The 18,884-nt window shown below is 64.0% G+C and carries 16 protein-coding genes; 6 read left to right on the top strand and 10 right to left on the bottom strand.

The window, feature by feature from the left end; all coding sequences use genetic code 11:
* Nucleotides 1–86: 86 nt before the first annotated feature.
* Entirely contained in the window at nt 87–500 is a 414-nt protein-coding gene (locus AWB75_RS02550) for a VOC family protein (RefSeq protein WP_061122516.1), read from the top strand.
* Between the two features lie 52 nt (nt 501–552).
* Nucleotides 553–1,290, top strand: coding sequence for a 16S rRNA (uracil(1498)-N(3))-methyltransferase (locus AWB75_RS02545; RefSeq protein ID WP_061122515.1), 738 nt, complete (start codon nt 553–555; stop codon nt 1,288–1,290).
* An 80-nt stretch (nt 1,291–1,370) separates the two neighbouring features.
* On the opposite strand, the gene AWB75_RS02540 is transcribed toward AWB75_RS02545, so the two are convergent.
* From AWB75_RS02540 to AWB75_RS02530, 3 genes are all read right to left on the bottom strand, one after another.
* Nucleotides 1,371–1,937 (bottom strand): barstar family protein, encoded by a 567-nt coding sequence (locus AWB75_RS02540; RefSeq protein ID WP_061122514.1) that lies wholly within the window; start codon nt 1,935–1,937, stop codon nt 1,371–1,373.
* A gap of 16 nt (nt 1,938–1,953) precedes the next feature.
* Entirely contained in the window at nt 1,954–2,433 is a 480-nt protein-coding gene (locus AWB75_RS02535; protein ID WP_061122735.1) for a ribonuclease, read from the bottom strand.
* A gap of 417 nt (nt 2,434–2,850) precedes the next feature.
* Entirely contained in the window at nt 2,851–5,145 is a 2,295-nt protein-coding gene (locus AWB75_RS02530) for an NADP-dependent malic enzyme (RefSeq protein WP_061122513.1), read from the bottom strand.
* Between the two features lie 241 nt (nt 5,146–5,386).
* Here AWB75_RS02530 and thiL point away from each other — a divergent pair, with 241 nt between their 5' ends.
* The 4 genes from thiL to AWB75_RS02510 all read left to right on the top strand — a co-directional run bounded on the left by thiL (nt 5,387) and on the right by AWB75_RS02510 (nt 10,756).
* Nucleotides 5,387–6,376, top strand: coding sequence for a thiamine-phosphate kinase (gene thiL, locus AWB75_RS02525; protein WP_061122512.1), 990 nt, complete (start codon nt 5,387–5,389; stop codon nt 6,374–6,376).
* Nucleotides 6,366–6,899 carry a phosphatidylglycerophosphatase A family protein gene (locus AWB75_RS02520; RefSeq protein WP_200822916.1) on the top strand — a complete coding sequence of 178 codons (534 nt, stop codon included), beginning with the start codon at nt 6,366–6,368 and terminating at the stop codon, nt 6,897–6,899. Before thiL ends, AWB75_RS02520 begins: the two co-directional genes overlap by 11 nt.
* Nucleotides 6,900–6,927: 28 nt before the next feature.
* On the top strand, nt 6,928–7,428 hold the full coding sequence (locus tag AWB75_RS02515; protein ID WP_061122511.1) for a CinA family protein: 501 nt from the start codon (nt 6,928–6,930) through the stop codon (nt 7,426–7,428).
* A gap of 151 nt (nt 7,429–7,579) precedes the next feature.
* Nucleotides 7,580–10,756, top strand: coding sequence for an SNF2-related protein (locus AWB75_RS02510; RefSeq protein ID WP_407642111.1), 3,177 nt, complete (start codon nt 7,580–7,582; stop codon nt 10,754–10,756).
* A gap of 9 nt (nt 10,757–10,765) precedes the next feature.
* On the opposite strand, the gene pyrF is transcribed toward AWB75_RS02510, so the two are convergent.
* The 7 genes from pyrF to AWB75_RS02475 all read right to left on the bottom strand — a co-directional run bounded on the left by pyrF (nt 10,766) and on the right by AWB75_RS02475 (nt 18,760).
* On the bottom strand, nt 10,766–11,581 hold the full coding sequence (gene pyrF / locus AWB75_RS02505; protein ID WP_061122509.1) for an orotidine-5'-phosphate decarboxylase: 816 nt from the start codon (nt 11,579–11,581) through the stop codon (nt 10,766–10,768).
* A gap of 55 nt (nt 11,582–11,636) precedes the next feature.
* A complete protein-coding gene (locus tag AWB75_RS02500) occupies nt 11,637–12,725 on the bottom strand; it encodes an aldose 1-epimerase (RefSeq protein ID WP_061122508.1) in 1,089 nt (362 codons plus the stop codon).
* An 83-nt stretch (nt 12,726–12,808) separates the two neighbouring features.
* The gene (locus AWB75_RS02495) at nt 12,809–13,696 is read right to left on the bottom strand and encodes an SMP-30/gluconolactonase/LRE family protein (RefSeq protein WP_061122507.1); all 888 of its coding nucleotides are present in this window, start codon (nt 13,694–13,696) and stop codon (nt 12,809–12,811) included.
* On the bottom strand, nt 13,687–14,475 hold the full coding sequence (locus AWB75_RS02490) for an SDR family NAD(P)-dependent oxidoreductase (protein ID WP_061122506.1): 789 nt from the start codon (nt 14,473–14,475) through the stop codon (nt 13,687–13,689). The genes AWB75_RS02495 and AWB75_RS02490 overlap by 10 nt, the downstream gene beginning before the upstream one ends.
* Before the next feature lie 664 nt (nt 14,476–15,139).
* Nucleotides 15,140–16,156 carry an L-arabinose ABC transporter permease AraH gene (gene araH, locus AWB75_RS02485; RefSeq protein WP_061122505.1) on the bottom strand — a complete coding sequence of 339 codons (1,017 nt, stop codon included), beginning with the start codon at nt 16,154–16,156 and terminating at the stop codon, nt 15,140–15,142.
* A gap of 29 nt (nt 16,157–16,185) precedes the next feature.
* Nucleotides 16,186–17,700: an L-arabinose ABC transporter ATP-binding protein AraG gene (araG, locus tag AWB75_RS02480; RefSeq protein WP_061122733.1), complete on the bottom strand. Its 1,515-nt coding sequence runs from the start codon at nt 17,698–17,700 to the stop codon at nt 16,186–16,188.
* Nucleotides 17,701–17,752: 52 nt separating this feature from the next.
* On the bottom strand, nt 17,753–18,760 hold the full coding sequence (locus AWB75_RS02475) for an arabinose ABC transporter substrate-binding protein (protein WP_061122504.1): 1,008 nt from the start codon (nt 18,758–18,760) through the stop codon (nt 17,753–17,755).
* Between the last annotated feature and the right edge of the window lie 124 nt (nt 18,761–18,884).

Here is an 18,884-nt window from a genome sequence, read left to right as displayed (position 1 = left end):
GTCCTCGACGCCTTCGGCCATTGTTCCTACGGCTTCGTGGCAAAATGTCCGTCAAATGTGCAGCAAGGCTTCAAGGAGTGCTTTCGATGACCGACCCCCGCCCCGCCGACGTGCCCTGGCTGACTCCGTACCTTACCGTGCGCGACGCGCGCGTGAGCATCGCGTTTTACGAGAAGGCGCTAGGCTTCGCGGTGCGCGACAGCGTGAACGACGACGGCACGGTCATCCATGTCGAGATGACGTATCGCGGGCAGCTGATCGTGATGTTCGCGCCCGAAGGTGCGTACGGCTCGCAGGCTCGCACGCCGAAGAGCGCGGGGCAGATGGCGCCGCAGTCGTTCTATCTGTACGTGGACGACGTCGACGCGATCTTTCATAACGCGCTCGCCGTAGGCGCGAAGGCGCTCATCGAGCCGCAGGATCAGTTCTGGGGCGACCGCTTCGCGCAGATCGAAGACCCGGACGGTTATCGCTGGGCGATCGCGCGGCATCTGCGCTGAGTTTCAGGCAATTCCACTATCCGCGGACAGCCGAGTCCGCGATCGACCCCACATGCCACGTTTTCATGTCGATGGCCCGCTAAGCGTGGGCCAAACCCTGTCTCTTCCCGACGACGTCGTGCGCCACGTGCACGTCTTGCGCCTCCAAACGGGCGATTCGATCACGCTCTTCGATGGCGCAGGCGGCGAATATCGTGGGGCGCTCGTGGATATCGCGAAGCGCGCGGCCACGGCGCGTCTCGACGAACACAGCGATCGCGAGGCCGAGCCGCCTTATCGCGTGACCCTGGCGCAAGGTGTCGCGGGCGGCGACAAGATGGATTGGCTGATCGAGAAGGCGGTGGAACTCGGCGTCGCCGCCATCGCACCCATCACCGCGGAGCGGGGCGTCGTGCGTCTCGCGGGCGAGCGGGCGCTGCGGCGTCAGGCGCACTGGCAGGCGCTCACGCGCGCGGCGTGCGAGCAATGCGGACGCAACCGCGTGCCCGACGTCGCGCCGCCGCGCGATCTCGACGCATGGCTCGCCGGCCTGCCCGCCGCTGCCGATGGTGAGCTGCGCCTGCTGCTGTCGCCGCGCGCCGAGGTGAGCTTCGCGTCCCTGCCCGCCGATCCGCCGCGCGGCGCGGTCACGCTGCTCATCGGACCCGAGGCCGGCTTTTCTCCCGCGGAGGAAAACGCGATCATTGATGCGCGCTTTGCCGCGCTCGGACTCGGCCCGCGCGTGCTGCGCACCGAGACGGCGGGGATCGCGGTGCTGGCGGCGTTGGCCGCGCGCTGGGGCGGCTGGTAAATCCGCGCCACAAACGAAAACAGCCCGATGGACACATCCATCGAGCTGTTTCTCAGCGAGCGCCGACACCGGCGCGACGCTCAGACGAACGAATAGAACACGCGGAACGCCACTTTCCGCTCTCCCCAGAATTCGGCGGCATCGCGGAAGACGTCGAGCAAGACTTCGCGGCCTTCCTTATCGAACTTCTGCGCGATCGGCAGTTGCTCGAGCACGATCACGAAGCCCGGCTGCGAGCCCGCCTTGTGAACGAGATCAGTGAGCGAATCGTACAGCGCGTCGTAGTTCTTGCCGAAATGCTTGGGAAAGAGAAACGAGGTAGCGATGGTCTCGAGCACTTCCTGCTTGCTCTGCGCCTGGCCGAGATAGGCGTAGAGAAAATGCTGGCCGAGGCGGTTCGCTTCGTCCGCGAGCTCCTGCACGCGAAAGGCGCGGATCGACTGCACGATATTCGGCCGCACCGTCGCGAACAGCGCTTCCGGATCATCCTCTTGCAGATGGGACTCCTCAGGCCTGGTCTCGTCGTCGGGTCTGTTGTCGTGTTCTGTCATGCGTAGCCGCAATACTCGCTGGAACAGGTTGCCATCGCCGGTGGCGAAAAGATCACTCGCGACGCTGTGGTCGTGCGCGTAGATGTTGTCGCTCATGCCGTTAATCCCGTAATTAATCTGCAATACGTTTGAAACTGGAGTAGTGGTCGTCTGTGTAGTAGCAATCGCCGGTCTGCCTCTTCGGCCCGCCGCACACGATCCGACGCGCGCCGCGATCCCGCGCGCGAGGCGTGGGAACGGTGTACTCGTGGTAGTAGCCGCGTGGATGCCGCGGAAGCACACGCTCGCGATTGCCGAACACGACGCCGTCCTTCTCGTAAGGGAAAGGGCCGCCCGCTTCGATCAGCCGCAATGTCGCAACCGCCTGCCTGGGCAACTGCGCAATGTGGACGGTGGCCAGTCCGTCACGCTCCTGCCCGCCGGTCGCTTCCGGCTGCCGCACCTGCGCTTCTCGGGCCGATTCCGCCGGCAAGACCGGCGCCGGACTCGCCGAAGCAACCGGCTCCTGAACACTTCGAGGTTCATCCTTGCCGCATGCGCCCAAAAGGACGCTCAGGGCGACGATGGAGGAGAGTGCCCTCGCGCGTATCACCAAGCGGTTGTCCTCGCGTTACCTAGAATCCGGCGACCATGAAAGATGTAAGGGTATCGCTAATGACAGGGCGAAGCAACGTTGCGCGGAAAATCGGAATTTTTTTCTCAATTTCGCGATGCTGTGCAATTACGGCGCAAACGCATTTCTCTGGAATTAGCCCGAATCGAGATTTTTATCTTACACGAGATAATAATTAACTCGTGGAACCTTGAAGCCTTTGGACGGGCCGCCTCACCCGTCGCCAGCTTCGCGGCAGCGCGCTCTGCCGTCGGGTTCTGCGTTTTGCGGGATCGAAGCAGACATGCTCTTTCTTCTTCGCGAGCGTGCCGTGGTCACACGGCACGCTTTTTTTCGCCTCGAAAAGCAAAAAAGCGGCGAGGGACTCGCCGCTTTTTCGTCTGACCAAAGCCGTTATCAGCGCGCCGCCGATGCATCCGCCACCAGCAACGCCGTCATGTTGACGATACGTCGCACCGTCGCCGACGACGTGAGCACGTGGACCGGCTGTGCCGCGCCGAGCAGGATCGGCCCGATCGCGATGTTGTTGCCCGCCGCCGTCTTGAGCAGGTTGTACGAGATATTCGCCGCGTCGATGTTCGGCAGGATCAGCAGGTTCGCATCGCCTTCGAGCGTCGATTCCGGCAGCACGTCCTTGCGCAGCCGCGCGTCGAGCGCGACGTCGCCGTGCATCTCGCCGTCCACGTCGAGATCCGGCGCACGCTCTCTCAGGATCGCGAGCACGTCGCGCATCTTCTGCGCCGTCGGCGCGTTGCTCGTGCCGAAGTTCGAATGCGACAGCAGCGCGATCTTCGGCAAGATGCCGAAGCGCTTCACCTCTTCCGCCGCCATGATCGTGATCTCGGCGAGCTGCTCGGGCGTCGGGTCGACGTTCACGTGCGTATCGACGATGAAAATCTGGCGGCCGGGCAGCACGAGCGCGTTCATCGCCGCGTAGACCTTCGCGCCTTCCTTCTTGCCGATGACCTGATCGATGAAGTGCAGATGACGATGCGTCGTGCTCACCGTGCCGCAGATCATGCCGTCGGCTTCGCCCTTCCGCACCAGCATCGCGCCGATCAGCGTGGTGCGGCGGCGCATCTCGAGCTTCGCCATCTGCTCGCTGATGCCTTTGCGCGCCATCATCTTGTAATAGGTTTGCCAGAAGTCGCGGTAGCGCTCGTCGTGGTCGGTATCGACGACCGTGAAGTCGGCGCCCGGCGTAAGACGCAGGCCGAACTTCTGAATACGCTGCTCGATGACCGCCGGACGGCCGATGAGGATCGGCTTCGCGATCTTTTCATCGACAGCGATCTGCACCGCGCGCAGCACGCGCTCTTCCTCGCCCTCCGCGAAAACGATGCGCTTCTTGTCCGGCTCCACGCTGCGCGCGAGCTGGAACACCGGCTTCATCGTCGTGCCGCTGTGGTAGACGAACTGCTGAAGATGCTGCTCGTAGGCGTCCATGTCCTCGATCGGACGCGTAGCCACGCCGCTTTCCATCGCGGCCCTCGCCACCGCCGGCGCGATCTTCACGATGAGGCGCGGATCGAACGGCTTCGGAATCAGATATTCCGGACCGAACGACAGATCCTGAATGCCGTAAGCCGTCGCGACGATATCGCTCTGCTCCTGACGCGCCAGTTCGGCGATTGCGTTCACCGCCGCGATTTCCATTTCCTTCGTGATGACGGTTGCGCCGACATCCAGCGCGCCGCGGAAAATGAACGGAAAACACAGTACGTTGTTGACCTGGTTCGGATAGTCCGTGCGGCCAGTCGCGAGCACCGCGTCCGGGCGGACTTCGAGCGCGAGTTCCGGCAGGATTTCCGGTGTCGGGTTCGCGAGCGCGAGAATCAGCGGCTTCGCGGCCATCTGCTTGACCATGTCCTGCTTGAGCACACCGCCGGCCGAGAGACCGAGGAACACGTCCGCGCCTTCCATGACTTCGGCGAGCGTGCGCGCGCTGGTTTCGCGGGCGAATTGTTCCTTGTCCGGATCCATCAATTCCGTGCGGCCCTTGTAGACCACGCCGGCCAGGTCCGTCACGTAGATGTTCTCGCGCTTCATGCCGAGATCGACGAGCAGGTTCAGGCAGGCGAGCGCCGCCGCACCCGCGCCCGACGCGACGAGCTTCACTTCGCCGATGTTCTTGCCGACCACCTTCAAACCATTGGTGATCGCCGCCGCGACGACGATGGCCGTGCCGTGCTGGTCGTCGTGAAAGACGGGAATCTTCATGCGCTTGCGGCACTCGCGCTCGACGATGAAGCAATCCGGCGCCTTGATGTCTTCCAGATTGATGCCGCCGAAAGTCGGTTCGAGCGCGGCGATCACGTCGACGAGCTTGTGCGGATCGGTTTCGTTCAGCTCGATATCGAACACGTCGATGCCGGCGAACTTCTTGAAGAGCACGGCCTTGCCTTCCATCACCGGCTTCGACGCGAGCGGCCCGATGTTGCCGAGACCGAGCACGGCCGTGCCATTCGACACGACGCCCACGAGATTGCTGCGCGCGGTGAAGCGCGCGGCGTTCAGCGGATCTTCGACGATCGCTTCACACGCGAACGCGACGCCCGGCGAGTAGGCCAGCGCGAGGTCGCGCTGGTTGATCATCTGCTTCGTCGGCGCGATCGCGATTTTTCCGGGAACGGGAAATTCGTGATAGTCGAGCGCGGCTTCGCGCAACTTGGTATTGGCGTCAGTCGTCATAAGGCGGGCTAGCGGTGCGGGAATTAGAATGGAAGTTCGAACGCATTGTAGCGCCAATCAGAGACGGTTTCGGGCCGCGGCCCATGCATTTCGGCTACAAGTGCCGTGACTGGAAAACGTCTGATCGGGCCGTGCGGCAAGCCTTCGCGGACCCCGGCCGGTTGTTTTCGAGATACGGTGCGGGTTTCCCGGCGCCGCGATCTCATCGTGCATCGCAACAATCAACCGTTATCGCCGACGCATGCTCTCAGAGTTTTCATTGATCGACCGTTTCTTCGCACGCCGCGCGTCGGCGCCCACGCCGCGTGAGCAGGACGCTTCCGCGACGCCGCTCGGTATCGGCGACGACTGCGCGCTCATCGGGCCGCCCGCCGGCCATCAGCTCGCCATTTCGACGGACATGCTGGTCGAGGGCCGCCACTTCTTCGCCGATGTCGATCCTTACGCGCTCGGCCACAAGGCGCTCGCGGTGAATCTCTCGGATCTCGCCGCGATGGGCGCGAAACCGCACGCGTTCACGCTCGCGCTCGCCTTGCCGCGCGTCGACGAAACGTGGCTCGAAGCCTTCAGCGACGGCCTCTTCGCGCTCGCCGAACGCTACGACTGCGCGCTCGTCGGCGGCGATACGACGAGCGGGCCGCTTAACATCTGCATCACCGTGTTCGGCGACGTGCCCAACGGCGCCGCCTTGCGCCGCGACGCCGCGCAGCCCGGCGACGACATTTACGTGTCCGGCACCTTGGGCGATGCGCGCGCGGGCCTCGGCGCGATTCGCGGCGAATGGGCGGCGCCGGAGGGCTCGGACTGGCGGCGCGCACTGGAGCGCCCCGAACCTCGCGTCGCGGTGGGACTCGCGCTGCGCGGCGTCGCGCACGCGGCGCTCGATATCTCCGACGGCCTCGCGGGGGACCTCATGCACATCCTGAAGCGCTCGGGCCTGCGCGCGACCGTCGACGCCGATGCCGTGCCCTGCTCGGAGGCCGTGCGCGCGCTGCCCGAGCCCGCGCGCCGCCAATGCACGCTCGCGGGCGGCGACGACTACGAGCTCTGCTTCACCGCGCCCGTCGCCGCGCGCGGCGCGATCGCAAATATCGGGAAGAGCCTGAATGTGCCGTTGACCCGCATCGGTACAATCGAATCATCTGGTGCGCCGCGAATCGCCTGGCGCGACGCCGCAGGCGCCCCGCTCTCTCTGACGTTGCAAGGCTTCGATCATTTTCATGCAGACTGACCCCACGCTCGCGGGTAGCGCTTCGCCGCAAAACCCGAAGCCGCGCAAGGCGAGCGCGCGCTTCATGCTCGACCATCCGCTGCACATCCTGTCGCTCGGCTTCGGCAGCGGGCTGTCGCCCATCGCGCCCGGGACGTTCGGCACTCTCTTTGCGTGGGTGTCGTTCGTCTTGTTCAATCGACATCTGACGGTCGCGGAATGGGGCGCGCTGATCGTCGTCGGCTTTATCGCCGGATGCTGGTTCACCGGCTTCACCGCGAAGAAAATGGGTATCGCGGACCCGTCGCCGGTCGTGTGGGACGAGATCGTCGCGTTCTGGCTCGTGCTGCTGCTCGTCACGCCCGCCACGTTTACCGGCCAGCTTTGGGCATTCATCGTGTTCCGCTTCTTCGACATGGTGAAGCCGCCGCCGATCCGCTATTTCGACCGTCATTTGAAAGGCGGCTTCGGCATCATGTTCGATGATCTCGTCGCGGCGTTCTTCACGCTGCTCGTAATCGCGCTGTGGCGCATGACCGTCTGATTTCATCCCTCTCTTCGAGAACATCGCCATGCCAACCGACACCGTCGTTCACCAACTTGCGATCCGCGTCGGCAACAAGCTGCGCGACGAACGGCTGATGCTCGCAACCGCCGAATCGTGCACGGGCGGCATGGTCGCGACCGCCATCACCGATATTTCGGGCAGCAGCGCGTGGTTCGAGCGCGGCTTCGTCACGTATTCGAATCTGGCGAAGATCGAGATGATCGGCGTGCCGGCCGCGCTCATCGAGCAGCACGGCGCGGTGAGCGAGCCCGTCGCGAAGGCGATGGCCGAGGGCGCGCTGCGCAACAGCCGCGCGCAGGTTTCGATCGCGATCACGGGCGTCGCGGGCCCGGCGGGCGGCAGCGAGGCGAAGCCGGTCGGCACGGTGTCGTTCGGGTGGAGCAACCGGCTTCATACGGGCGTCGAGACGCAGCATTTCAAGGGCGACCGCGAGCAGGTGCGCTCGCAGGCGGCGGCGCATGCGCTGAGAAAGCTGCTGGATTTTCTTGAACAACGCGAGCGGTGAGCCGAAGCAGCGTATGAGCAGTTCATCGCGCCCTACGGTTCGTTCCATCGCGTTCACCCGATCCGAGATCGCCGCATGGGTGGGCCTGAAAACATTCGATAGAGCGCTCGGTTATGTTCGCGCTGTCTCCGGTATCGCATGGTCGGGCCCGATGCTCAGCGCGCGAGTCACCGGCACGCAACCGGAGCCCTACGATGTCGAGATCTCCTTCGACGGCCGTCGTCCGAGCGGCTCCTGCTCGTGCCCGGTCGGCTATCAGTGCAAGCATGTTGCGGCCACGCTGCTCGCGCTGCTGGAACTCGAACAGCACTCGTCGAAAACGGGTTTGAGTATCGAAGTCGAGCAATGGCTGTCGGGCTTTCGCGAACGGGTTCGGCAGACGCAGCCGAAGGCGGCCAAACCTGCTGGCAAAAGCGGCGGCGTGAGCCATCAGATCGTGTACGTGCTCATGCCCGCGCGCATTCAATCGGTGGTCGTCGAGTTGGTGACGTACAAGGCACGGCTCGGAGTCGATGGCACCATCCGCGCGACGGAGTTCTGGTCGCCCAACTACGCGAGCTGGAACGCACCGCCGAAGTTCGTCACGCAGGAAGATGACACGATCCTGCGCGCGCTTCGCAACGAACGAGGCTTCTCGACGAGCGCTTTTCACCTCCGCGGCAAAAAAGGCGCGGCCATCTGGAAGATGATGCTCGCGACCGGCCGGCTCTACTACGAAGCCGATCCGAACGACCTGGCGCTCGACAGCCCGCTGCGCGAAGGCGCGCGCCGCCGTGCCGACATCGAATGGATACCGCACGGCGACGACATGATCTTCGCGTCGCTCGAAACCGAGCCGCAATCGAACGTCGTGCTGCCCGTCGAGCCGCCGTGGTACGTGGACATGTTCACGCACGAAACGGGCACAGTCGACGCGCCCGTTCCCGACGAACTGCTTGCCGACTATCTCGCGATGCCGGTGCTGACAGTCGAGGAAGCGGAAATCGTGCGAGCGGCCTTACAGGAATTCGCGCCGACGCTGCCTGCGCCGCCCGTCGATGGCGAAATCGACATGCGCATGATCGACGTCGCGCCGACGCCGGTGCTCACGCTCGACACGCTCCTGATGGATACGCCTCGCAAGCTCGATACGAGCGTGCTGGAACTCGACCTCGCGCTGCTCGATTTCGACTACGGCGAGATCATGATTTCGGCAGGCAGCCCCGAAGTGCTCGTGCGGCTCGCGGATGGCGAACTCGTGCGGATCGCGCGCCGCACCGATCTGGAAGACGCGTGCGTCGAGCGCCTCGTCAAACGCGGACTGAAACCGATATCGGACGCGTCGGCCAGCCGCGACGAATCGCCCTTCGCGGGCGGCTTCATCATGCCGGGGCGCGACGCGTGGCCCGCGTTCGTCAGCGAGGAGATTCCCGCGTTGCGCGACGCCGGCTGGCGCGTTGAGATCACGCCGAATTCGCGCTTCGATACCGTCGAGATCGAGCAGATCGAGGCACGAGCGCACGCAGCCGGAAACGACTGGTTCGATATCGAACTGGGCATCACGGTCGAAGATCGGCGCGTGCGCCTCGAACCGCTTCTCGCCGATCTGTTCGCGCGCGACCGGCGCTGGCTCAACGGCTCCATCGACGCCATCGACGACGCCCATGCCGTCGAATTCCGCACAGACGAAGGCCGGCGCTTCATGCTGCGCGCCGCGCGCATCAAGCCGCTCGTGCACACGCTGATCGACCTGTTCGATCGCATCGACCGGCACGCCGAAACGCCATTGCGCCTGTCGACGCTCGAAGCCGGCCGACTCACGGAATCGGACGGGAAGTTGCGCTGGCAGTTCGACGGCGACGCGTCGATCATCGATCTTGCGCGGCGGCTGCGTCACGCCGCCGCGCCGCGCAGGATCGAGCCGCCGCGCGGACTGAGCGCGACGCTGCGCGAGTATCAGCGAGAGGGCGTCGACTGGATGCAGTTCCTGCGCGAACATGACCTCGCCGGCGTGCTCGCCGACGACATGGGTCTCGGCAAGACCGTGCAGACGCTTGCGCATATCCTCGTCGAGAAAGAAGCAGGCCGGCTCACGCAGCCAGCGCTGATCGTCGTGCCCACCACGCTCGTCACCAACTGGCAGGACGAGGCGCGGCGTTTCGCGCCGGAACTGAAAGTGCTCGATCTGCACGGGCCGCAGCGTCACGAGCGCTTTGCCGATATCGCCGCGCACGAGCTGATCATCACCACCTATCCGCTGATCTGGCGCGATCACGAATCGCTCGCGCAGCACGACTATCACCTGCTGATACTCGACGAAGCGCAGTACGTGAAGAACGCATCGAGCAAGGCGGCCGGCGTCATCCGCACCTTGCGGGCGCGGCATCGGCTGTGTCTCACCGGCACGCCGCTCGAGAACCATCTCGGCGAGCTCTGGTCGCAGTTCGATTTCCTGCTGCCCGGCTTTCTCGGCACGCAGAAGGAGTTCGCGGCGCGCTGGCGCAAACCGGTCGAAAAGCAGAACGATATGACGCGCCGCGATCTGCTCGCGCGCCGGATTCGCCCGTTCATGCTCCGCCGCCGCAAAGACGATGTCGCGAAGGAATTGCCGCCGAAAACCACGATCGTGCGCAGCGTCGGACTCGAAGGCGCGCAGCGCGATCTCTACGAGACCGTGCGCGCCGCGATGCAGAAGAAGGTGCGCGACGCCATCGAGAAGCAGGGTTTGGCGCGCAGCCATATCGTCATGCTCGATGCGCTATTGAAGCTTCGGCAGGTGTGCTGCGATCCGTCGCTCGTCAAGCTGACGGGCGCGAAGAAAGTGGAAGGTTCGGCCAAGCTCGCGCTCCTGCTGGAGCTATTGCCGAATCTCATCGAAGAAGGGCGGCGCGTGCTGGTGTTCTCGCAGTTCGCGAGCATGCTCGCGATCATCGCCCGTACGCTCGATGATGCGGGCATCGCCTATGTCACGCTGACGGGCGAAACGACCGACCGGAAAACTCCGGTGCAGCGTTTTCAGGCAGGCGAGGCGTCCGTTTTCCTGATCAGCCTGAAAGCGGGCGGCGTCGGCCTGAATCTGACCGCCGCCGATACCGTGATTCACTACGATCCGTGGTGGAACCCGGCTGCCGAAAATCAGGCGACGGATCGGGCGCATCGCATCGGGCAGGACAAGCCGGTGTTCGTGTACAAGCTGGTGGCGGCGGGCAGCATCGAGGAGAAGATTCTCGACATGCAGGAGCGCAAGGCGGCGCTTGCGGCGGGCATTCTGTCCGAAGACGCGAAGGCGGTCGCGAAGTTCTCCGCCGAGGACATCGACGCGTTGTTCGCGCCGATTCCGGACGATTGATCTACCCGCTCACCGATACTCATTGATCGCGTCGCGCGTCTTCTCCGCCGCAACGGCCGCGGCTTGCGCGTAGTCGTCACCCTTGCCGGCGTAAATGATCGCGCGCGATGAGTTGATCAGCATGCCGGCGCCGTTCGCCGTGCGGCCCGCGCGCACGGTCGCTTTCACATCGCCGCCCTGCGCGCCGATGCCCGGAATGAGCAACGGCATCTCGCCGACGATCCCCCGAACCGTTTCGATTTCCTTCGGGAACGTCGCGCCGACGACGAGGCCGAGCTGTCCCTTGGCGTTCCACTTTTCCGCCGCGAGCCGCGCGACGACCTGATACAGCGGCGTGCCATCGGACGTCGTCAGGAATTGCAGGTCCGAGCCGCCCGCGTTCGACGTGCGGCACAGCACGATCACGCCACGCCCTTCGTGCGCGAGATACGGCTCGATCGAATCGAAGCCCATGTACGGATTGACCGTCACGGCGTCGGCCTTGTAGCGCTCGAAGGCTTCCTTCGCGTATTGCTCCGCCGTGCTGCCGATGTCGCCGCGCTTGGCATCGAGAATCACCGGAATGCCGGGATGCTTTTCGTGGATATGCGCGATCAACGCTTCGAGCTGATCTTCCGCGCGATGCGCCGCGAAGTACGCGATCTGCGGCTTGAACGACGACGCATACGGCGCGGTTGCATCGGCGATGGTCTTGCAGAACTCGAAAATCGCGTCCGCGCGGCCATTGAGCGCGCCGGGAAATTTCGACGGCTCGGGATCGAGGCCGACGCACAAAAGCGATTGAGTCCGCGACCACGCGGCGTTGAGGGATTCGATGAAGGACATGGCGGGGATTTCGTTGAACGTCGATGCCACGCATTTTAACGTGCGGCTCTCGCGGTCAGCGCGCCGCCGCTCTCGCCCGCGCCTTGGGTCTTGCACGCCGCGCCGCTTCCCCGATGCGCTCGACCGTAAAACGAAACCCACGCGATAAGCGCTCTCCCGGCTCGAGCACGGTCATCCCATGCGCCTCGCCGCCGCCGGGCAGATTCACCGCGTTGATCGGATGATCGACCGGCTCGAAGCAGAAGAAGCTCTCGCCCGGCGGCACGTACAGCACGTAGTAATCGGTGTCGGCGGCGATCGTCAGCGACAGGCGCCGCTTCGGCCACAGCACGCTCGTGCGGCCGCTCCAGCCGGTAAACGCGTTGTTCACCATCCCGGACGGCATCGGATATGCGACGCCGAACTGCCACGCCGGCGGCGTAGGCACGTGGCGCACCGGCAGCCAGTCGTCGCCGCAGAGCCACACGCCGCCCGCCGCCGCCGAGAGTTCCGTGTCCGCCTCGCGCATCAGGAACGGATGCAGCCCGAGGCCGAACGGCAGCGCGTCGGTGCCGGTGTTCTCGACATCGAGGGTTACGACGAGCGTCGCGTCGTCGAGCGCGTAGGTCTGCGCGGCGCGAAACGCATATGGCTTGCCGTCGCTCCGATCGAGCGTGAGCCGCGCGCGCCCTGCCGTTTCCTCTTCGATTTCCCACGCGCCGAGCCAGCCGTCGCCGTGCAGCGGCAGCGGTTCGCCGGCGCGGTTGCACGGCACGTCGATCGAACGTCCCGAAAACTGAAAATTCCCGTTGCCGATGCGGTTCGAATACGGCAAGAGCGGATAGCACGCGAGCTGATTCGGATCGGTGTCCGGGCCGGGCTCGATGCACGGGCGGAAGATCGGCACCAGCGAGCCTTCATGTCGCCAGTCGAAACGCGTGATGCCGCCGCCGAGCGACGGCGCGAGTTCGAGCCGCAGATGCGCGTTGGCGAGCGTGATGCAGCCTTCGGCATTCGAACCGCCGATCGCGACGGCCGCGGTGCCCGGGCCGGGGCGTATCGGCGGCTCGGCCGCGGCGGCCAGTCTCGACCGGCGGGCGTTTGCCTGGGCCGTGGATGTCGTCGATGCAGGATTCGGTCTTTGCTCTGTGCGCGCAACAGTCATGACTCGTGCTCCATCGAGAGGCGAAACCCCGGCGCGGCCGGGACGTGTCGGACGGCGCGTCGTTGCGCGCCGCCTCGGTGCTCTTAGGCTTTTCCGGCGAATACGGCTTCCGCGATGCCACGCGCGCCCGGCGTCGCGACGAACACGCCGCCCGCGTGCGCATCGCTTTGCAACGCGTGATCGTCGAGGCCGATGCACGCGCTCGTCACGTACAGCGCGCCGAACTCCGGCCCGCCGAACGCGGCGCAGCTCGGCTGCGCGGTCGGCATGTCGATGCGCGCCGTCTCGCGGCCGTCGAGCCCATAGCGCACCACGCGCGCGCCGCCCCACTGCGCGTTCCACAAGCCGCCTTCGGCATCGACGATCGAACCGTCGGGCACGCCCGTCGCATCGGTCAGTTCGACGAGCACGCGGTCGTTCGCGAATGTCGGATAGTCACAGACGCGGATCTGGCGCGACGGTGAATCGCAGTAGTACATCGTCTTGCCGTCCGGGCTGAAGCCGATGCTGTTCGAAATCGCACAGTCGCCGAGCGGCAGCCGTTCGAGCGACAAATCGTGATTCAGCCGATAGAAGCCGCCGATGGCTCGCGCGTCGTCCACATCGTGCTTGGTGCCGAACACGAAACGCCCTTCGCGGTCGCAGCGGCCGTCGTTGAGGCGCGTCGGCAGCTCGGCTTCGACTTGCGTGATGGTGTCGCTTTTGCCGGTCGAGATTTCGTAGAATGCGAGCCGCGACGCGAGCCCGAGCAGCAGGAAGCGCGCATCGGCGCACGGCGTGAAGCACGCGAGGCGCTCGGGCATCGCGAATGATTCGGTCGAGCCGTCGCGCGGATCGTGGCGCCACAGTTTCTCGCCCTCGATATCGGTCCACCAGAGTTGACCGCTCGCGGCGCACCACGTCGCGCCTTCGCCGAGCGTGCATCGGCTGTCGATCAACAACGTGGCGCGTTGATTGTTCATCAGGCCCATCCTCCGTCGACGATGATGTCTTGCGCGGTGATCATGCTGCTGTCGTCCGATGCGAGAAAGAGCGCGGCGCGCGCGAGATGCGCGGGCAGCAGTTCCCCGCCGATGCACTGGCCTTGTTTGATGGCTTCCTTGCCGGCGTCGTCGAGCCATAGACGCTTTTGCTTCTCGGTCATCACCCAGCCTGGCACGAGCGTGTTCACGCGGATGCCGAACTTGCCGAGATCGCGCGCGAGGCCGCGCGTCATGCCCTGCACGGCGGATTTCGCCGTCGTGTAGACGGGGAAGTTGCCTTGCTTGAGCATCCAGCTGATCGAGCCGAGATTGATGATCGAGCCGCCGCCGGAGCGCTTCATGTCTTCGATCACGGCCTGCGCCGCGAAGAACTGATGCCGGATGTTGACCGCGATGCCTGCATCGTAGGACTCGGGCGTGACGTCTTCGATGGCGTGGCGCTTGTCGTTGGCGGCGTTGTTGACCAGCACGTTGATCGGGCCTAGCGCGCTTCTTACGTCTTCGATGCCTTTTCTTAGCGCGTCGATGTCGGTGAGGTCGACGCGCAGGAACATCGGGCGCGTCTGGTCTGGTTGCAGGGCTGCGCCGAGGCGGTCCGCGAGCGCTTCGCCTGCGTCGGTGTCGAGGTCGAAGAAGGCGACTTTTGCGTTCTGGTCGAAGAAGTGTTCGACGAAGCCTTCACCGATGCCGGTGGCGCCGCCGGTGATCAGGACTGTTTTGCCTTCCAGGCTCGGGTACTTTGCTAGCGTTTTGCTGATGGTTGCCATGGCTTCTCGTCTCTCTGCTTTTTGCGTGAAATCCTGATTTCGTGTTGGTCTGTTGCTCTGCCCCTGTGCGGGGCGGCAGTCACTTTCTTTGCTCGGGACCAGAGTAAGCACCAAAGAAAGCAGCTTTTCCCAGCCTAAGCACTTCACACCGGCCGCGGCACAGAACTACTCTCGTGGGCCGGCAGTAGCTAGTGCCCTCGAAGGCCTAACCGGGCTTGGATCGCGCACGGTCCGTCACATCGCACCGCACTACTGACTGGTTCAGCACCAATAGCTCCAGCCCCGCTTCGCGGCCGACGGGAAGACCGGGTTTGCGTGAGCCCGTGAATTTGCCCACGCCCACCGCTGGTTTCCCTTGCAAACTCGGCGGCAGCGCGAAGCGCTGTGCCGGAACCCTTTCGTGCTGAACCAGTTCGCTTAACGATATCGGGCGGCAGACCGTGCGCGATCCACGCCCGATAAGACCTACGAGAACACTTGCTACTCCGGGTTCCATTCAGCCGATCGCCTGTGCCGCGGCCGGCGTGAAGTGCTTAGGCTGGGGAAAGCTGCTTTCTTTGGTGACTTTCTTTGCAGCAGCAAAGAAAGTTACCCCCGCCCCGGGGAGGGGCAGTGCTAACAAACCGACACGAAAGCAGGCTTCCACGACATCCTCAAAAGACCATCAATCCCGCGACCCGCGATTCTTCAACTGATCGAGCAACACAGCAGCAAGCAAGATAGCCCCTCTAACGAGATACTGATAAAACGCATCGATATTCATCAGATTCATGACGTTTTCGACAGTACCCATGATGAGCACGCCAATCACGACGCCAGAAATCGTAGCCCGCCCGCCAAGCAGCGAAACCCCACCAAGCACACAAGCCGAAATCACATTGAGCTCGAACCCCTGAGCAGCGTTCGGCTGCCCCGAAGTAATCCGCGAGGCGAGAATCACACCCGCCAGCGCGGTGACCGCGCCCTGAATCAAAAAGATCCACACCCGCGTGCGCTCGACATTGATGCCCGCCAGCCGCGAAGCCTCGGGATTTCCGCCGATCGCCAATGTATTACGTCCATACACCGTCTGGTTGAGCAATACGCCAAAAACGATAAAGCACGCAAGCGTCACCCAGATCGGCAGGGAAATCCCGAGCATCGACAAACTGCCGAGCGCAATGAACGTATCCGACGACACCCCCACCGCCTGCCCATGCGACACGATGAAGCCAAGCCCGCGCACGATTTCCATCGTGGCCAGCGTGGTGATCAGCGCGTTGATGCGCAGATAAGCGATCACCGCTCCGTTCACGAAGCCGATCACCGCGCCCGCCGCAACTGCAGCAATGATCGCAATAAAAGTGTTGTCGGTCGCATTGAGCACCATCGCGCACAGCACGCCGGCGAAGGCGATCGTCGACCCAACCGACAAGTCGAAGTCGCGCGACGCGAGACAGAACATCATCGTGCACGCGACCATGCCGATCTGCGAAATCGACAGCGCGAGGCCCAGCATGTTCTCGATCGAGAAGAAGTGATCGACGGAAAGCGACATCGTCACGAACATGACGATGAAGATCACGATCAGGCTGTACTCCGTGATCTGCTGCCACCACTTCTGTTTGTCATTCTTCTGCGGGATCAGCGCGTTCGCGACGGTTTCCGTCGCCTGCCCCACGATGTTTTCTCTTGCTTCCATGATTCGCTCCTCTTCTCCTGATGTCGCCTTCATGCCGCCTGCGCGACGCTCTCGCTCTGCGGCAGCGCGAGACTCAACACCGCCTGTTCGCTCGCCTTCCCGCGCGCCAGTTCGCCCGCGATCCGCCCCTGCCGCATCACGACGATGCGATCGGACACGCCCAGCACTTCCGGCAACTCCGACGAAATCATCACGATCGCGCAGCCGCGCTCCGCAAGCTGATAGATCACGTTGTAAATCTCGTGTTTCGCGCCGACGTCGATGCCGCGCGTCGGCTCATCGAGAATGACGACCTTCAGATCCGGCTCCGCGAGCCAGCGCGACAGAATCGCCTTCTGTTGATTGCCGCCCGACAGAAAACGGATGCGCTGCTTGCGGCTCGGCGTCTTGATCTTCAGCAACTGGATAAAACGGTCGGCCGTCTGCGCTTCCTTCTTGCGGTCGAGAAACAGACCGCCGCGCAGATAGTGACGGCGGCACGAAATATTGATGTTCTCCGCGACCGTCGCCATCGCGACGATGCCCTCTTCCTTGCGATCCTCCGGGCACAGCACGATGCCGTGACGAATCGCTTCGCCCGTGCTGCGTATCTTGATCGGCTGGCCGTCGAGCAGGATGTCGCCGTCCTTCTTCTTGTCCGCGCCGTACACGAGATGCATCAGCTCGCTGCGGCCCGCGCCGACCAATCCGAAAAAGCCGACGATCTCGCCGCGCTTCACCTCGAAACTTGCCGGCGCGCTCAAAGCATCGCCCTGCACGTTCTTCACCGAAAAGCGCACGTCGCCCAACTCTCGCGCGCGATAGCCGTAGATGTCGCTGATCTCGCGGCCGACCATCTCCTGCACGAGCGTGTCGCGCGGCACGTCGGCGAGCGCAAGATGCGATGCGATCTTGCGGCCATCGCGGAAAATCGTGCAGGCGTCGCACAGTTCGTAAATCTCGTCCATGCGATGCGAGATGTAGATCAGCGCGCGGTTATCGGCCTTCAGATCGCGCACGAGCTTGAACAGCACTTCCGTCTCGCGATGCGAGAGCGATGACGTCGGTTCGTCGAGCGCGATCACGCGCGCGTTGCGCAGCAGCGCCTTGCAGATTTCGACCATCTGCCGCTGCGCGATGGACAGCTTGCGCAGCTTCGCGTTCGGATCGAGATCGACGCCCATCGCCGCGAGCCGCTCGCGCACGTGGGCTTTCGCCGCGCGCTTGTCGACCCAGCCGAGCCGGTTCGGCAGCGCGCCGAGCAGCAGATTCTCGGACACGGTCAGATCCGGCACGTACTGCAATTCCTGATGAATCACCGCGATGCCCGACGCGATCGAAGCCGCCGCGCTCGCGAAATGCACTTCCCTGTCGTCGATGAGCACGCGCCCCGAATCGGGCTGATACTCGCCGCCGAGAATCTTGAGCAAAGTCGATTTGCCCGCGCCGTTCTCGCCCATCAGACCGTGAACTTCGCCGGCGTTGACGTCGAACGACACGCCATCGAGCGCGCGCACGCCTGGAAACACCTTGCCGATACTGTCAAAACGCAGCGTCGCTGACACATCGCCTCCTTGGATCATGCGCGGGCCGCACTTTCATACGGCCCGCAAAGCTTTAGTTCGACGCCAGTCCCATCTGCTGACGCACCGACGCGACGTTCTCACGCGTCGCCAGCATGCCGGTCGTGAGCGTAAGCGGCGGCGGCGCCTTGCCGTCCTTGATCCACGCGTACATCAACTCGGACGTCTCTTCGCCGTGGCGCTTCGGGCTGATGATGACGGTGCCGTAAAAGCCCGTCGGATTCGGCTTCTTGAATTCGTTCAGCGCCGAGTCCGAACCGCCGATGCCGATGCCGATCATGTTGTCCGCCTTGAAGCCGCGCCCTTCGGCCGCACGCACCGCGCCGAGCACGCCTTCGTCGTTGAGCGCGTAAGCGACCCAGTGCTTGAACTGCGGATTCTTCGTGAGCGCGATGTTCGCCGCGTTGAACGCGTTTTCCGTATCGGTTTTCGCCTGCGGCGCGGCGATGATGTTCGCCTTCGGGAAACCGGCGGCAATGAGCGCATCGGTGGCGCCGGCGGTGCGGTCATGCGCGGTCGGCAGTTGCTCGTAGGTCACGTCGATCGCGCCGACATCCTTCATGTCCCAGCCGCGCTTCTTGATCTCGGCGGCGATGCCGTCGCCCACCTGCTTGCCGATGTTGTAGGCCGAAATGCCCATGTGCGGCACGGATTCGATCGGCTTGCCGGAGCCGTCGACGAGGCGGTCATCGACCGTCATCATCTTGAGCTTGTCCGCCTTCGCCTTCGCCACGATGCCCGGTCCGAGCTTGACGTCCGGCGTGCAGATGATGAAACCCTGCGCCTTTTGCGCGGCGAGGTTGTCGATGGCGCTCATCACCTTTTCGCCCGACGGCGCGCCGATCTTCACGAGCGTGAAGCCCTTGTTCTTCGCGGCGATTTCGGCGAATTTCCATTCGTCCTGGAACCACGGTTCTTCCGGCTGCTTCACGAGGAAGCCGATCTTGATCTCGTCGGCGGCCTGCGCGACGGGCGCCGCGATCATGGACGCGCTCGTTGCCGTTGCAGCGGCGATCAGCGTGAGGAACAGTCTGCGTTTCATTTTTTGTCTCCCGACTTTTTCCGATGTCGAAAAATGCCCGCGCGCGGGCGCTACGAAGGTGTGTGGCCGTGTGTTTTATTGATGAAGCGCACCGCGGCCAGTGCGTCGTCATTCTTCTGGTGGT

Origin of the sequence: Caballeronia catudaia, from assembly GCF_001544755.2 — a bacterium.
GTDB lineage: Bacteria > Pseudomonadota > Gammaproteobacteria > Burkholderiales > Burkholderiaceae > Caballeronia > Caballeronia catudaia.
This window is presented reverse-complemented; position numbering and strand designations above follow the sequence as displayed.

Coding starts and splice junctions, on each gene's coding strand:
- pyrF (WP_061122509.1), bottom strand. CDS start 11,581: ATGTCCTTCATCGAATCCCTCAACGCCGCGTGGTCGCGGACTCAATCG.
- thiL (WP_061122512.1), top strand. CDS start 5,387: ATGCTCTCAGAGTTTTCATTGATCGACCGTTTCTTCGCACGCCGCGCG.
- AWB75_RS02490 (WP_061122506.1), bottom strand. CDS start 14,475: ATGGCAACCATCAGCAAAACGCTAGCAAAGTACCCGAGCCTGGAAGGC.
- AWB75_RS02500 (WP_061122508.1), bottom strand. CDS start 12,725: ATGACTGTTGCGCGCACAGAGCAAAGACCGAATCCTGCATCGACGACA.
- AWB75_RS02550 (WP_061122516.1), top strand. CDS start 87: ATGACCGACCCCCGCCCCGCCGACGTGCCCTGGCTGACTCCGTACCTT.
- AWB75_RS02545 (WP_061122515.1), top strand. CDS start 553: ATGCCACGTTTTCATGTCGATGGCCCGCTAAGCGTGGGCCAAACCCTG.
- AWB75_RS02520 (WP_200822916.1), top strand. CDS start 6,366: ATGCAGACTGACCCCACGCTCGCGGGTAGCGCTTCGCCGCAAAACCCG.
- AWB75_RS02515 (WP_061122511.1), top strand. CDS start 6,928: ATGCCAACCGACACCGTCGTTCACCAACTTGCGATCCGCGTCGGCAAC.
- AWB75_RS02530 (WP_061122513.1), bottom strand. CDS start 5,145: ATGACGACTGACGCCAATACCAAGTTGCGCGAAGCCGCGCTCGACTAT.
- AWB75_RS02495 (WP_061122507.1), bottom strand. CDS start 13,696: ATGGGCCTGATGAACAATCAACGCGCCACGTTGTTGATCGACAGCCGA.
- AWB75_RS02510 (WP_407642111.1), top strand. CDS start 7,580: ATGCTCAGCGCGCGAGTCACCGGCACGCAACCGGAGCCCTACGATGTC.
- araH (WP_061122505.1), bottom strand. CDS start 16,156: ATGGAAGCAAGAGAAAACATCGTGGGGCAGGCGACGGAAACCGTCGCG.
- AWB75_RS02540 (WP_061122514.1), bottom strand. CDS start 1,937: ATGAGCGACAACATCTACGCGCACGACCACAGCGTCGCGAGTGATCTT.
- AWB75_RS02475 (WP_061122504.1), bottom strand. CDS start 18,760: ATGAAACGCAGACTGTTCCTCACGCTGATCGCCGCTGCAACGGCAACG.